The organism is Anabaena azotica FACHB-119 (assembly GCF_014697625.1).
Taxonomy (GTDB): domain Bacteria; phylum Cyanobacteriota; class Cyanobacteriia; order Cyanobacteriales; family Nostocaceae; genus Trichormus; species Trichormus azoticus_A.
In genome coordinates this window covers 14310-28061 of record NZ_JACJSG010000032.1, presented here as the reverse complement: position 1 = coordinate 28061, position 13752 = coordinate 14310, and the positions used below count along the sequence as shown (strand labels likewise).

Sequence of the window (13752 nt, the reverse complement as noted above, 5' to 3'; positions counted from 1 at the left end):
TGCTAGGAGAAACACATGGATGATCAAGAGTTGGAATTTCTCCTCAAAAATATAGAATCAGATCGGGTTGAACGTAAGGCTTCGATATCTGATAAAAACAGACTTTGTGAAGCAATTTGTGCATTTGCTAACGACTTGCCAAATCATCAACAGCCAGGGGTCTTATTTATTGGGGTTAATGATAACGGTAGTTGTGCAAATCTTTCCATAGACGATAAACTGTTGCTCACACTTGCAAGTATTAGGTCTGATGGTAACATTTTGCCTTTTCCGACCATAATTGTACAGAAAAGAAATATTAATGGCTGTGAATTAGCTATAGTCATTGTAGAACCTTCAGATGCTCCACCTGTGCGCTTTAATGGACGTGTTTGGATTAGAGTAGGGCCACGCAAAGCAACTGCTACACCCGAAGAAGAACGGCGTTTAGCAGAAAAAAGACGCTGGAAAGATTTACCTTTCGATTTGCGTCCTCTAGAGTTTGCTGAGTTACAAGACCTAAATTTAGAGTTATTTCTGCGAAATTATTTACCTTCTTCTGTGGCTGTCGATATTCTTCAAGAAAATCAGCGTTCTGTTGAGCAGCAATTGTCAGGAGTCAGGTTTGCTAAAATTGAACCATCGCCTAAGCCAACTGTTTTGGGTATCTTAGTTATTGGTAATGACCCTAGACAGTATGTACCCTGTGCTTACGTGCAGTTTCTTCGCATTGATGGGAAGGAATTAACTGATCCTATTAAAGACCAAAAAGAAATCGGTGGTTCGCTGATAGATTTGTTGCGGATGTTAGATGAAATTTTGCAAGCTCATATTTCCATAGCAACAGATGTGACAGCACAACCAATAGAAATTCGTCAGCCTGATTATCCCATAGTTGCCTTACGACAACTAGCAAAAAATGCAGTCATGCACCGTACTTATGAAGGAACAAATGCACCAGTAAGAATTACATGGTTTAATGATAGGATTGAAATTCAAAATCCCGGCGGACCTTTCGGTCAAGTAACTCGACAAAATTTTGGACAACCAGGAATTACAGATTATCGTAATCCTCATTTAGCCGAAGCGATGAAAAATCTTGGTCATGTTCAGAGATTTGGAATGGGTATTGAACAAGCACGTCAACAATTGGAAAAGAATGGCAACCCGCCTTTAGAGTTTATTGTTGAAGATACTTATGTGTTAGCTATCCTCAAAAAAAGATTATGAGTACCAGAACAATTGCTGTTTTTAATCATAAGGGAGGAGTAGGTAAGACTTCCCTAGTATATCATTTGGCATGGATGTACAGTGATTTAGGATATCGGGTAATCGCTGCTGATTTAGATCCACAGGCTAATTTGACATCTGCTTTTTTAGATGAAGAACGTCTAGAAGAAATTGTCTCGAAAAAAAATGATCACAAAACTATTTTTGGTTGTTTTGAGTCGATAATTAAAGGTAAAGCTGATATTAGTGAATTGCAGCTAGACAGCAGTGATAGTTTAGAAAGTATAGTTAATCAATTAGCTTTGCTGCCAAGCAGTTTATCATTGGCAGAATTAGAAAGATACTTATCACAGTTATGGTACGAATCTGTAGATAATAATGTCAACAGTTTGACGAAGATATCATCTTTTTCTAGGATTTTAAAAAAAACTGGTACTGATTATAAAGCAGATATTATATTAATGGATTTAGGCTCAAATTTAGGAGCTATTAATCATACTGCGTTAACGTCCGCAGATTACGTTATCATACCTCTTTTTTTAAACTTAATTGTTTTGGATAATTTACGTTATTTGGGAGAAAATTTACTAAATTGGCAAAATAGTTGGCAAAAAATCCTACAACATAATGCTATTGATTATAAATCATCAACAGGACGTATGCAGCCAATTGGGTACGTAATTTGGCAACCACCAATTCTCTTAGACCGTCCAACAAACGCATACTATAATTTAGTAAATGATATCCCAAAGGTTTATCAGAATGCTGTTTTAAATATAACAGACGGTAAAGCTTATTCTTTAAAAGATGACCCCAATTGTTTAGCTGTACTTAAAAATTACCAAAGCCTGATGTCAATGGCTCAGGAAGCGCACAAGCCGATGTTTCACTTAAAACCTGCTGACGGTGCTATTGGTTCTTCCTACAGTCAATCTGTTAAAGACATATATAATAATTTTGAGAGGTTAGCTCGCAAGATAGCAGCAAAAATATAAGTAAGGATTTTATTTACTTATGGATTTATGCTACTTTTTACAAGAGAAAACTTAATTGTAGGCGATCGCCACTTTGTAGCGGAGGTAGATGTTCTTGGGGTGGGTACTCTCTAACCATTTACCAATAGTCGATAATCCAGCCACTTGTTACAGACTAAGCAGCTATGCTTAATCTAGCGAAAAATGCTTACTGTCAATGATCTATAATGAATGCTATTTCCGAATTTCCCATCATTTTTGTTACCAAAGCTGATTATGCCCTTTCCAGTAACGAAACGATGGGTAGCAAATATAAATTTTGGTTTCAACATGAACAACTTGGTTACTGCCTATATAAACAAGCACGACAAAATATAGGGGAAGATTGGGCAGAAAAAGTAGCATCAGAGTTGTCTGAGCTTTTAGGATTACCCCACGCCACTTACCATTTAGCAGAAACTTGGGAAGGTCATCGAGGTGTAGTTTCAGCCTACTTTTTGCCACCAGGAGGGACACTTGTTCATGGCAATGAAATTCTCACGCCAATTGTACCAAATTACCCTACTTGCGCCACCTACGGCGTATCACAACATACAATAGATATTGTTGTGCAAGTAATAGAAGCATTGGACGTAGGCTTGCCAATAGCTTGGACACCACCGAGCGGTATCCAAAAAGCAGTCGAAGTATTTGTTGGCTACCTTCTGTTAGATGCTTGGATTGGCAACGGAGATCGTCATCACGAAAACTGGGGTTTTGTGCGATACAAGGTGGATTCTACAGAAACTATACATTTAGCACCTACCTATGATCATGGCTCCTGTCTGGGACGTGACCTCACTGACGAAAAGAGACAGAAACGCTCGGTCGAGGCTTATGTAAATAAATGTTATTCTGCTTTTTATAATAGTTTGAAGACCAAAAAAGCCTGAAAACTTTTGATGTATTTGACCGAGTTGCTTGCCGTTACCCTCAAGCTGCCCATATCTGGCTGGCTCGTCTTGAACGTATCTCAAGAGCGAATACGCGCTTGATTTTTGATCGCATTGACAAATCGCGTATCTCAACTGTTGCTATTGAGTTTGCACAGAAGATTTTGGAAATCAACCAAAACAGGCTACTTGATTTAAGGAAATCGCTCCAGTGACGACACAAAAAACACTATTTTTAGCTTGGCAAGACCCACAGAGCCACTCTTGGTTTCCCATTGGTCGGTTAACATTCGACGGTGCAAGATACAAGTTTGTTTACATCAAAGGTGTAAAAGAGGCACAACAAAAGTGCAGTTTTTCACCTTTATCTTCATTTCCTGATTTAGAAAAAGTATATACATCAACCCACTTATTTTCAGTCTTCTCTAATCGGTTAATGTCCCGTTCCCGCCCTGATTACGCCAAGTTTCTGCAATGGCTAAATATTTCAGACAATGAAGCAGATCCACTGGCAATTTTAGCCCGTAGTGCGGGAAAGCGGGAAACAGACAATCTCGGCGTTTTCCCCTGCCCAGAGCCAGATGCAGGAGGGCAATATCAGTTACACTTTTTCGCCCACGGGCTGAGATATCTACCTGAATCAACAATTGAGAGGATTAATAAATTGGAACCAGAAGAGAAGCTATTGTTAGTTCACGAATTTCAAAACCCTCATGATTCCCAGGCATTATCTTTGAATACAGAGGATAACCATATGGTAGGTTATTGCCCAAGGTATTTACGGAGTGAGGTTTTTGAGCTTTTTAAAAAAGACCCTAGTTCAGTAGACCTGCGTGTAGAGCGTGTAAATTTACCGCCCACACCGTTCCAGTTCCGTTTATTGTGTAGGATAACTGCTTTATGCAATCAGGACTTTCGCCCCTTTTCTGGTGAAGAGTATCAGCCGCTAATTAAAGAAGATGTCGCCACAGTATAGGCTAAAACTAAGCCTCAGCAGTCTCATCACTTTGTGGCGGTAATGGTTTGACTACAACCCTACCATTCTCTACCACAGTACAAGTTTTCTCCACAGTCTTAACTTGGTCTACCGAATCATCCTGAGACTGGTTTTGATGTGAGGTATTTTGCATCTGTTGTTGGTTCAGGACTACCGCACAACTAGAGCAAGCAAAAGAAGACATATCAAGTAAATTGGTATATATCTTTATTATCGCATACTCTAGCTCAAAGATGTGCGTTGTACCACACTGGCGGATGTGCCATCGGGTGTTGGTTCAATAAACCTGTAGTTTTGTTCGGGGACGGGATATCCAGCTTCACCAAAAGTTTCCCGAATGGCTTTATTGGTGGCAAAATAAACCTGCCAGTAATGCTCATGATGGCAATAAGGACGCACGGCTAAGACTGTCCCTGCTAAATTAAACTCTAATATTTCTACATCTGGTGCAGGATTATTTAACACATGAGGAATTTGGCTAATTCTCTGTTTTAACCGTCTAATTGCATCCTCATGATCAACCGCGTGATGCAGTTGCGCTTTTAAATCTACACGGCGGTAAGGATTAGCAGAAAAATTCTCGATATTGTCAGCAAATATTTTATTATTACCAACAATTGTCTTCACATTATCCAGTGTATTAATAGTTGTGGTAAACATTCCAATTTCTTCCACAGTTCCGGTAACACCTGCTGCTTTAATGGTGTCACCAACTACAAATGGACGGAAAATAATCAAAAATGCACCAGCCGCAAAATTAGCTAACAGTCCACTCCAAGCTGCACCAATAGCTATACCAACAGCCGCTAGTAATGCAGCAAAGGAAGTAGTTTCTATGCCGAAAAAACCCAGAATTGCCACAATTAACACAATTCTGAGTAATACGGCAACTATATTCACAATATAGTTAATTAATGTTGGCTCAACCTGTCTACTACGGAAAGCCCGCCGCATTAATTTTAAGCCAAAATCAATTAACCATTGAGCAACAATCCAAAGAGCGATCGCGCCTAAAACTCTCAGCCCAAACTGTGTTAAAAGAGCCAGAGCAACTTGACTAATTGCCGCTATATTCATCAGCTTTTCTCTATTTATTATGCTTTTGACTAAAAACAGTAAATTCAACCAGAATGTTTTTTTGGTGCTGACATAATATTGAGAATAAGCTGATAAACTCTCCTCTTTCTTAAGGTAGGTTTTGCTTATCTATCAGGACTTACGCACCAAGGTTATCTGTTGAGACAGGGTGTAGGGGGGTAAGGGTGTAAGGGTGTAAGGGTTTTAAAGATTTACACCCCTATACCCCTACACCCTTGCCCAAACCCTTGATTTTTCGTTTTTATGCGTAAGTCCTAATCTATGTGTCTGTTTGTTTCTATGTTTAATCACCACAGAAGCAAGGAGGCACAGAGAATAAATAGTAAAAAGGTAAGCTGTTGAATGACCTACCTTTTTGTGAGTTGTTGTGTGGAAAAGATACAGAAGTTCCAACTAAGTAGTTACCGTATTATGAAGATATTACAGATGAGGGAATAACGGAGCTTGTGCCATTTTCCGGTGGAAAAGTAAAGGCGTAGCGTTGTTCAGGCATGGGATATCCAGCTTCGCCAAAGGTTTCGCGTATAGCTTTATTCGTGTCAAAATACACTTGCCAATAATGTTCATTATGACAATAAGGACGCACAGCTAATACTGGCCCTGCCAAAGTAAAGGTGAGAATTTCTACATCTGGTGCTGGGTTACTGACTACATTGGGAATTTGGCTAATTCTCGTTTTTAAAAGTGCGATCGCCTGATTATGATCAACGTCATGATGTAGTTGTGCTAGCAAATCAACGCGACGATAAGGATTAGCTGAGAAATTCTGGATATTATCGGAAAATATTTTATTATTCGCCACAATTGTCAACACATTATCGGGTGTGGTAATATCAGTAGTGAACAGTCCTATTTCTGTCACAGTTCCTGTTACCCCGGCGGCAGTAATAAAATCACCAACTTTAAAGGGACGGAAGATAATTAAAAATGCACCAGCCGCAAAGTTAGCCAACAGCCCGCCCCAAGCAGCCCCAATGGCTACACCTGCTGCTGCTAGCAATGCGGCAAAGGAAGTTGTTTCCACACCAAAAAAGCCGAGAATGGCTACAACTAGCACAATTCTCAGGGTGACAGAAATGATATTTAGTAGATAGCTAATCAGCGTCGGCTCAATATTTTGGCTGCGGAAAGCACGGCGGATGAGCTTTAAACTAAATTCTATTAACTTCTGAGCAATAATCCACAGAGCGATCGCACCTATTACTTTCAGCCCAAATTGGGTTAACAGGGCAAGGGCGAGTTGACCAATTTCTGGAAATCTCATAGGTTTATCTTATTTTGTTGTTTATCAAACAAGATAATAGAAATTTCTCAGAAATCTCCTATCAACACTTTTTTTTAATCTTTAGTACTTTTAAGAGATGGGGAAATGCTGAATGATACAGCAGTTTGCAAGTAAATGAGGTACAAAAAAACAGATTTAATCCCACAACCAACATTGAGTATCCAACAACAACTTCACTTTTCACCACCCTCAAATGCTGCCAAGATAGGCAGGGGAGAATAACAGCTGACAACTGACAACTGTCAATTGACAATTGTCAACTGTCAACTGTCAATTCCGCGCTTGTGAACTAGGAATAGTCACATCAATTGGTGTTACTTGGGCGGCTAATTGAGTTAATGGTGGTTGAATGGCGGTTTGATTTCCCACTACTAAAGTCACGAGATTATCTGGTTTGAGGTATTGCTTGGCTACTCGTTGCACATCGGCGGCTGTGGTTGCGGCTACAGCTTTTTGATAGCGGAAGAGAAAATCAGCCGGATAGCCGTAATACTCATAACGCATTAACCGTGATAGAGTTTGTGCAGGGTCTTGAAAGTTAAACACAAAAGAGTTAAGTGTAGAATCTTTTGCACGGGCTAATTCTGCTGCTGTTACTGGTTGGGCTTGGACGCGCTTGATTTGGGCTTGTAAAGCTTTGACAAACTGCACAGTAGCATCAGAACGGGTTTGTCCACCTGCGATAAACATCCCTGGATAGTCAAAGCGGGGACTCCATAAACCATATACAGAATAGGCTAAACCTTGACGCGATCGCAATTCATTAAATAAGCGTCCCCCAAACCCATTAAATACCTCATTCAACACATCCAAGGCTGCATAGTCGGGGCTATCGAATTTACCTCCCAAATGCCCAATTAAAACACTACTCTGGGTAAGTTGGGGTTGATTGACAAAAAATACTCCGCCTTGATTAGCTGAAGCTACCTCTGGTAAGGTTGGTTTAGAGAATTTGGGGTTACGCGCCCAACTGCCAAACTTAGCTTGAATGAGCGATCGCATTTTCTTACTATCAAAATCCCCCACAATCCCCAAAATCGTATTATTGGGGTAGAAATACTTTTGATGGAACTGTACCAAATCTTCGCGGGCGATCGCATCCACAGTAGCATATTCTGTAATCCGCCCATAGGGGCTATCTTTGCCATAAATCAACTTGCGAAACTCCCGACTAGCTATATCACTGGGGTTATCATTGCGCCTTGCAATACTCCCCTTAGCTTGAGTTTTCGCTAAATCTAGTTTTTCTTGGGCAAATACTGGTTGTTGCATAATCTCTGCAAACAACCCAAACACCGTATCGACATCTTCAGTCAGTGATTCAAAACTAGCACTAGCCGCAGCTTCATTGATACTCACTTCCACAGATGCAGCCCGTTGCTCTAATATCTCATTCAGCTTATCAGGTGAATGCTGCTTAGTTCCCCCAGTCCGCATGACTGCACCCGTAAAACTAGCCAGTCCCACTTTATCTGCTGGTTCCCAACGACTCCCAGCCCGTACCATTGCTGTACCACTGACTAAAGGTAATTCGTGATCCTCCATCAGATACACAACCAAGCCATTTTGCAGCACATACCGTTCATATTTGGGTAACTTAATCTCAGGTAGAGGGGCAAATTGCAACTCTGTATAATGTTTGGCTGCTGCTGTCGCCGTCAAAGAAAAGTTAAAAGTGACAGTTAAAAACGCCAACACAGCAACTAATACATAAATCAACCTCTTACTGTTCTGCATTTTGAATCGGAAATTTTGCATTTTGAATTGTTTAAGCCTGTGCATATCCGTTGCTTATCTCCTAATCTTTGCGGTGTCTTGCTTATGCTTTTTTGGACAACAACTTGCCAACTGTGCGATTTTCTGGTGTAAAAGTTGCCTTTGCCACTCGCTGAATATCCGCAGGAGTTACAGCAATAATCTCATCTAATTGCTTAAACAAATTCCGCCAAGAACCAGTTTTTACCTCATATTCCAACAGTTGTTGTGCCATACCCATATTAGAATCAAGGCTACGTAACAACCCAGCCCTAGCTTGTGTTTTTACCCGTTCTAACTCAGTAGCCGAGACAGGTTCAGTTTTTAGCTTGTCAATTTCTTGACGTAAAGCTACCGCCAACTCATCAACTGTATGACCGGGAGCTGTGAGAGCATAGAACAGCATCAGGTTGGGATATTTATCCCCAGGGAAACCACTAAAACCTTGAGCATTCAACGCTAAACGCTGTTGTTCAACTAAAGATTTATACAACCGCGAAGTGCGCCCATTACTTAACAAAGCGCCGATAATATCATACGCCGCATTATCAGGATGGGTAATTGCCGGACGATGATAACCTTCAAAATAAAAAGGTTGAGAAGGTAGTTCTACAGTCACTTCTCTCTTTTGAGTTTGCTGTGGTTCTACGGGAATTTTTGACTGTGGTTTGGGTGCGGCTTTGTAGCGACCAAAGTAGGTTTGTGCTAGTTTTTTCACCTCAGCCGGTTTGACATCTCCAACCACAGCCACAGTAATATTACTAGGTACGTAGTAAGTCTCGAAAAACTTTTGTACATCCTCTGGGGTGAGGTTGCGGATATCTTGGTCGTAACCAATGACAGGTCTTCTGTAAGGATGGACTTTGTAAGCGGTATCGATAAACTTTTCCACCATCAAGCCGATGGGTGAATTTTCCACCCGCATCCGCCGCTCTTCTAAAATTACATCTTTTTCTTTATAAAATTCCCGGCGAATTACAGGGTCAAGAAATCGGTCAGATTCTAATGACATCCACAATTCCACCTTGTTAGCGGGGAAACTGTAAAAGTAACGTGTCGCTTCCGTTGAGGTAGTGGCGTTTAAACCTACACCCCCAGCCTGTTCGACAATTTGCCCCATTTCATTTTGCTTGACTAATTTAGCAGCTTGTGCTTCTACTTCCTTAAAAGTCGCTTGTAGCCTAGTAACTTCATCTTGCTTACCATTGGCTTTTGCGGCTCTAATTTGCGTATCTAACTGCTCTAAACGCTCAAGCAGGGGTTTTTCGGCTTGATAGTTTGTTGTACCGATGCTTGTAGTGCCTTTGAACGCCAAATGCTCTAAAAAATGAGCCACACCTGTTTTCCCATCTGGTTCATCCACGCCACCGACATCGGCGTAGGTAACAAAGGAAACTACTGGTGCTTGATGGCGTTCTAAGACAATAAACTTCATCCCATTATCTAATCGGAACTCTGTCAACTCTTTAATTACCCGCTCCAAATAAGGTTGAATCGAAGTTTGCACCTTGGATGTAGGTGTTTTGCTTGGTTGGACAGTGGTAGACCTTTGTGCTAAGGCAATTTTTGGTGTCCATCCCCACCAGAAGAGGACTGTGGCTAACAAAATTGCCAACAGCCGCCGGGATATTGAACGACTAGATTGATTCATGAGCTTCAGGAATTTGAGTAATGAAATATAAATGCAATCATGCTCCGCCCTATTGTAAGCGATGAGCGATGCTCCACGTAGGCGATCGCACTTATCATCTGCGGAGGATATCAGTAATCAAGTGCATAATAGTATCCCTCGCTTCGGTGCAAGAGAATTTCGCATTTTGTAATATATGCTCAAACTTGAGTTTGGATAAAATAGACTTCTTGCATAAATCTTTTTTTGTCTCACGCATTCGCGTAGCGTCTCGTAGAGAAGGCGCAAAAACGCAAAGAAAAGAACGCTAAGAACGACTTTTGCAAGAGGTCTAATAGTCAAAATTTACTAAGAGTCAAAATATCCTATGATAAGCATGAGTGAAACCGCCGAAAAACTTAAACTACAACTTTCTGGGCTTTCTGCAAAAGAACGTGCTGAAATTGCCTACTTTTTAATTAACTCTTTAGATGAAGATATAGATGATAATCTAGAAACTGCATGGGATACAGAATTAAACCAACGGTTAGAAGATATTAAGCGCAAAACAGCTATTTGCGAATTATCATCCCAGGTTTTTTCTGAGTTACGAGACAAGTATTCGTGAAGTTTATACTGAACTTGAAGAAGTGATTTGGGTTATTGCGATCGCATGTAAGCGCCAGCCTAATTACTGGGAACAAAGAAATCTGGAAATTTGATAAAAAACTGATTCTTTGTCTTATATTACAGCAAAACCCGTATATATCCGTACTTTAGGATGGCGAAAGCCGAGAACTATATCTTCTTTAGGCACTCCGGCTTGCAGCAAATCAGTGGCTACACCTTCTTCTGTATCATCATATTGAATCCAAATTTTGTTATTAATTAAACTTAAATGGATGGGTGTATTATGAAGATATTTATCGCCACTCCAACCTATATCCAAAACCAAGTATTGTCCGTGCTGATCATCAAACAAAACTTGAGATGTATAACCATCGGGTAAATTAGCTCGATAATCGGCATGGTCTTGGAGTATGGTTTTAATGATATCTTGGTATTTTAATCGGGTATCCATTGCACGATCACCTCATTTTTATTATCAACGGTAACTAATAACAGATAGCTGCGATCGCCTTCTCATACCTGGATTTAATATGCTCATGCTCCTTCTACCCGCCGTAGGATTAATCAGCTTAGACAAAACGACACAATTAAACATGGGTATTTAATCAGCAAAATTGCAATATTTTTACATTAATTAACGTACTAAGATGTTTCTCCATTTGTTGAGAGCGTTAATCTTGTATTAAGCTTTCTATGCTTTTTGCTCCTGACGTTAGACAATAATGCTACAAGTAATGTTTCGGAGATTTTACAATAACGAATATGCGAGTTTTTAATTCTTCTCCACCTTCTGAAGCGCAGACACGCTCCCGCATTTTACAGGCGGCGCTGAAGTTATTTGCTGCTCAAGGTTTTGATGGTACTACCACCCGTGATTTAGCACAAGCCGCAGGTGTGGCGGAAGGGACTTTGTTTCGCCATTTTCCCAACAAAAAAGCGATTTTGGTGGAAGTGGCGACGGGTGGTTGGGTGGATATCCTCACAGATTTGCTGACAGAATTGAGCGAAATGGGCAGCTATAAGGCTGTCGCCCAGGTGATGCGCCGGAGAATGTGGAATTTGCAAAAAAACGCCGATTTAATGCGGGTTTGCTTCATGGAAGTGCAATTTCACCCAGACTTGCGCGATCGCATCCAAACAGAAGTCATTGAGAAAATGACCGATGTCGCCGAAGCCTTCTTCCAAACAGCAATGGATAAAGGGATCTATCGGCAAATGGATGCGAATTTAGTCGCTAAAGTTTTCTTGGGAATGTTTGCGATCGCTGGTTTCTCTAACAACACCCTGATGCAGCCAGACGCTTCACCCCAACAAATGCAGCAAATGGCCGAAGGACTGGCTGATATCTTCCTCAATGGAGTATTAGCGAAAGATTGAGAAAGGGAATCACTGTTGACTGTTAACTGTTAACTGTTGACTGTTGACTGTTTTCGCTTGCTGACTCCATTGCTGCACTAACTCAATTGCTGGACATAAATCACGGCGCTGCATAGTTGCTACCTGCAAGCGCAAAATTTGTTTGTGCAATCGATGAGTGGGAATTTCGGCTAACTGCACCACAGAACCAACACCAGCGTGAAGCAATAGCCCACAATATTGTGTTCCCACGCTAGGAATCCGGGCTAAATCCGCTAAGGCTATCCATTTATTCACATACTGAATATGCACTTGCAATTTACTAGCCAAAGCGAGCCTAGATTCTAAAGTTTTACCTTGTTTGACTAGGGAGGCTGTAGTTTTAATCCCACAATTTTGGAGTTGGGATTGTTCTTCTTGACTCAATCCGGGTAATTGGTCAATGGGCCAGTCACGACCAGAGATAGAACTTTTATTAGCTGTATTTTTAGCAGACATAGGAAATAAGACATAAGTTTATATATCTATTGTGACGTTTATTTTTTCAAGGCAGAAGAATGTATAGCAGGGGACAGGTGATAGGGGACTCTTGACAGGGCTGAAAGCCTTTGAAATTAAAGGTTTTAAAATTGTATGATGTCCGCGCCCTATGCTTCGACTGCTATAAAGGCAAAATTAACTGTAGGGTGCGTCAGCCCCAATAATTTCGTACAGATTTAACGTGAGTGTGACCAGCGTTGTTTTGACCTCTCCCCCAACCCCTCTCCTACCAGGAGAGGGGAGTAAGAGGGTGATTTTTTCTTTTCTCCTCCCTCTCCTCGTAGGAGAGGGAGGTTGGGAGGGTGAGGTTCATCGAACTCACGTAAGTTTAATGAAGCGATCGCTACAAGACTTGAGCAACCGATTGGGCTTTATGTAACAGTTGTAGCTGCGGCAGGTGGGTTATTATAAAACTTTATCAATTGAGATTATGCACAGGCTTTTATCTGGGCCGTTGACTGTAGAACAATTAACGGTAAAGATTGCAGGTTTATCTGCATCGCTACGAGGTAAGAAGTTGGTGCAACTATCAGATTTTCATTATGATGGTGTGCGACTGTCACCAGCGATGTTAGAGGAAGCGATCGCACTTAGCAATCAAATACAACCAGACTTAGTTGTACTCACAGGTGATTATGTCACAACTACCCCAAAACCCATTCATCAACTAGCCCAACACCTGCAAAAACTCCAAACTCATGCAGGTATTTATGCCATACTGGGAAACCACGACCTACATCGCCAAAACTCAAAAACAGAAATCACCCAAGCATTAACAAAAGTTGGGATTCAAGTTTTGTGCAATGAAATCGCCTATCCTTGGGGAAAGGAATTACCCATAGTCGGACTCGTTGATTATTACTATCGGGAATTTAATCCAAAATTAGTTTTTGAGCAACTAGACCCCACCACACCACGCATTGTTTTATGTCATAACCCAGACACCGCAGAGTTTTTGCAACCTTGGCGAGTAGATTTACAATTATCAGGTCATACTCATGGAGGGCAAATCGTCATTCCTGGTGTTGGGGCTGTGTTACACTATCACAAAAAAATCATCCGCAAAGTACCAAGAAAAATCCGGCGGCGTTTTCCCTGTTTATTCAAAGAGTATCTTTTGTCAAACCATTCAGAATGGCTACAAGGTCTACACCAAATCGGCGAAAACCAGCTATACGTCAATCGTGGTTTAGGAACCTATCACCCTGGACGCTTATTTTGTCCACCAGAATTAACAGTAATTACCTTGGAAAGTAAAGAGGGAGGCTAGTTAATTTATAGGAAATCCTTAAATAAAATTTATGGTAAACTTTTTTAAGTTTTAAGTTATTACCTAAATTTTTGATAAGCTGTAAGCGCTGGTCTGA

The 13752-nt window shown here is 40.9% G+C and carries 14 protein-coding genes; 7 read left to right on the top strand and 7 right to left on the bottom strand.

What is annotated here, in order from left to right; translation table 11 throughout:
* The first annotated feature begins 15 nt into the window (after positions 1 to 15).
* The 4 genes from H6G83_RS21815 (at position 16) to H6G83_RS21800 (ending at position 4091) form a co-directional block, all read left to right on the top strand.
* Positions 16 to 1209, top strand: coding sequence for an ATP-binding protein (locus tag H6G83_RS21815; RefSeq protein WP_190476071.1), 1194 nt, complete (start codon positions 16 to 18; stop codon positions 1207 to 1209).
* The gene (locus H6G83_RS21810) at positions 1206 to 2204 is read left to right on the top strand and encodes a ParA family protein (RefSeq protein ID WP_190476070.1); all 999 of its coding nucleotides are present in this window, start codon (positions 1206 to 1208) and stop codon (positions 2202 to 2204) included. The genes H6G83_RS21815 and H6G83_RS21810 overlap by 4 nt, the downstream gene beginning before the upstream one ends.
* 206 nt (positions 2205 to 2410) lie before the next feature.
* A complete protein-coding gene (locus H6G83_RS21805) occupies positions 2411 to 3115 on the top strand; it encodes a HipA domain-containing protein (protein WP_242044731.1) in 705 nt (234 codons plus the stop codon).
* 211 nt (positions 3116 to 3326) lie between these two features.
* Entirely contained in the window at positions 3327 to 4091 is a 765-nt protein-coding gene (locus H6G83_RS21800; RefSeq protein ID WP_190476069.1) for an HIRAN domain-containing protein, read from the top strand.
* A gap of 7 nt (positions 4092 to 4098) precedes the next feature.
* On the opposite strand, the gene H6G83_RS21795 is transcribed toward H6G83_RS21800, so the two are convergent.
* From H6G83_RS21795 to H6G83_RS21775, 5 genes are all read right to left on the bottom strand, one after another.
* Positions 4099 to 4296, bottom strand: coding sequence for a hypothetical protein (locus tag H6G83_RS21795; protein WP_190476068.1), 198 nt, complete (start codon positions 4294 to 4296; stop codon positions 4099 to 4101).
* Positions 4297 to 4334: 38 nt separating this feature from the next.
* The gene (locus H6G83_RS21790; RefSeq protein ID WP_190476067.1) at positions 4335 to 5189 is read right to left on the bottom strand and encodes a mechanosensitive ion channel family protein; all 855 of its coding nucleotides are present in this window, start codon (positions 5187 to 5189) and stop codon (positions 4335 to 4337) included.
* Between the two features lie 430 nt (positions 5190 to 5619).
* Positions 5620 to 6474 (bottom strand): mechanosensitive ion channel family protein, encoded by an 855-nt coding sequence (locus tag H6G83_RS21785; RefSeq protein WP_190476066.1) that lies wholly within the window; start codon positions 6472 to 6474, stop codon positions 5620 to 5622.
* 291 nt (positions 6475 to 6765) lie between these two features.
* Positions 6766 to 8232, bottom strand: coding sequence for a M16 family metallopeptidase (locus H6G83_RS21780; RefSeq protein WP_242044730.1), 1467 nt, complete (start codon positions 8230 to 8232; stop codon positions 6766 to 6768).
* An 82-nt stretch (positions 8233 to 8314) separates the two neighbouring features.
* Positions 8315 to 9901, bottom strand: coding sequence for a M16 family metallopeptidase (locus tag H6G83_RS21775; protein ID WP_190476064.1), 1587 nt, complete (start codon positions 9899 to 9901; stop codon positions 8315 to 8317).
* A 346-nt stretch (positions 9902 to 10247) separates the two neighbouring features.
* Here H6G83_RS21775 and H6G83_RS21770 point away from each other — a divergent pair, with 346 nt between their 5' ends.
* Entirely contained in the window at positions 10248 to 10487 is a 240-nt protein-coding gene (locus H6G83_RS21770; RefSeq protein ID WP_242044726.1) for an addiction module protein, read from the top strand.
* A gap of 114 nt (positions 10488 to 10601) precedes the next feature.
* Here the strand turns inward: H6G83_RS21770 and H6G83_RS21765 are convergent, their stop codons facing one another.
* The gene (locus H6G83_RS21765) at positions 10602 to 10940 is read right to left on the bottom strand and encodes a XisI protein (RefSeq protein WP_190476063.1); all 339 of its coding nucleotides are present in this window, start codon (positions 10938 to 10940) and stop codon (positions 10602 to 10604) included.
* A gap of 311 nt (positions 10941 to 11251) precedes the next feature.
* Between H6G83_RS21765 and H6G83_RS21760 the strand changes: the two genes are divergently transcribed.
* Positions 11252 to 11866 carry a TetR/AcrR family transcriptional regulator gene (locus tag H6G83_RS21760; RefSeq protein ID WP_190476062.1) on the top strand — a complete coding sequence of 205 codons (615 nt, stop codon included), beginning with the start codon at positions 11252 to 11254 and terminating at the stop codon, positions 11864 to 11866.
* Positions 11867 to 11875: 9 nt separating this feature from the next.
* On the opposite strand, the gene H6G83_RS21755 is transcribed toward H6G83_RS21760, so the two are convergent.
* Positions 11876 to 12343 carry a DUF4332 domain-containing protein gene (locus tag H6G83_RS21755; RefSeq protein WP_190476061.1) on the bottom strand — a complete coding sequence of 156 codons (468 nt, stop codon included), beginning with the start codon at positions 12341 to 12343 and terminating at the stop codon, positions 11876 to 11878.
* A gap of 472 nt (positions 12344 to 12815) precedes the next feature.
* Here H6G83_RS21755 and H6G83_RS21750 point away from each other — a divergent pair, with 472 nt between their 5' ends.
* Positions 12816 to 13655 (top strand): metallophosphoesterase, encoded by an 840-nt coding sequence (locus tag H6G83_RS21750; RefSeq protein WP_190476060.1) that lies wholly within the window; start codon positions 12816 to 12818, stop codon positions 13653 to 13655.
* The last annotated feature ends 97 nt before the right edge of the window (positions 13656 to 13752 follow it).

Bases quoted from the DNA above. Each gene is read 5' to 3' on its own strand.
- H6G83_RS21815 (WP_190476071.1), top strand. From the start codon at position 16: ATGGATGATCAAGAGTTGGAATTTCTCCTCAAAAATATAGAATCAGAT.
- H6G83_RS21810 (WP_190476070.1), top strand. From the start codon at position 1,206: ATGAGTACCAGAACAATTGCTGTTTTTAATCATAAGGGAGGAGTAGGT.
- H6G83_RS21805 (WP_242044731.1), top strand. From the start codon at position 2,411: ATGAATGCTATTTCCGAATTTCCCATCATTTTTGTTACCAAAGCTGAT.
- H6G83_RS21795 (WP_190476068.1), bottom strand. From the start codon at position 4,296: ATGTCTTCTTTTGCTTGCTCTAGTTGTGCGGTAGTCCTGAACCAACAA.
- H6G83_RS21790 (WP_190476067.1), bottom strand. From the start codon at position 5,189: ATGAATATAGCGGCAATTAGTCAAGTTGCTCTGGCTCTTTTAACACAG.
- H6G83_RS21785 (WP_190476066.1), bottom strand. From the start codon at position 6,474: ATGAGATTTCCAGAAATTGGTCAACTCGCCCTTGCCCTGTTAACCCAA.
- H6G83_RS21780 (WP_242044730.1), bottom strand. From the start codon at position 8,232: ATGCAGAACAGTAAGAGGTTGATTTATGTATTAGTTGCTGTGTTGGCG.
- H6G83_RS21775 (WP_190476064.1), bottom strand. From the start codon at position 9,901: ATGAATCAATCTAGTCGTTCAATATCCCGGCGGCTGTTGGCAATTTTG.
- H6G83_RS21770 (WP_242044726.1), top strand. From the start codon at position 10,248: ATGATAAGCATGAGTGAAACCGCCGAAAAACTTAAACTACAACTTTCT.
- H6G83_RS21765 (WP_190476063.1), bottom strand. From the start codon at position 10,940: ATGGATACCCGATTAAAATACCAAGATATCATTAAAACCATACTCCAA.
- H6G83_RS21760 (WP_190476062.1), top strand. From the start codon at position 11,252: ATGCGAGTTTTTAATTCTTCTCCACCTTCTGAAGCGCAGACACGCTCC.
- H6G83_RS21755 (WP_190476061.1), bottom strand. From the start codon at position 12,343: ATGTCTGCTAAAAATACAGCTAATAAAAGTTCTATCTCTGGTCGTGAC.
- H6G83_RS21750 (WP_190476060.1), top strand. From the start codon at position 12,816: ATGCACAGGCTTTTATCTGGGCCGTTGACTGTAGAACAATTAACGGTA.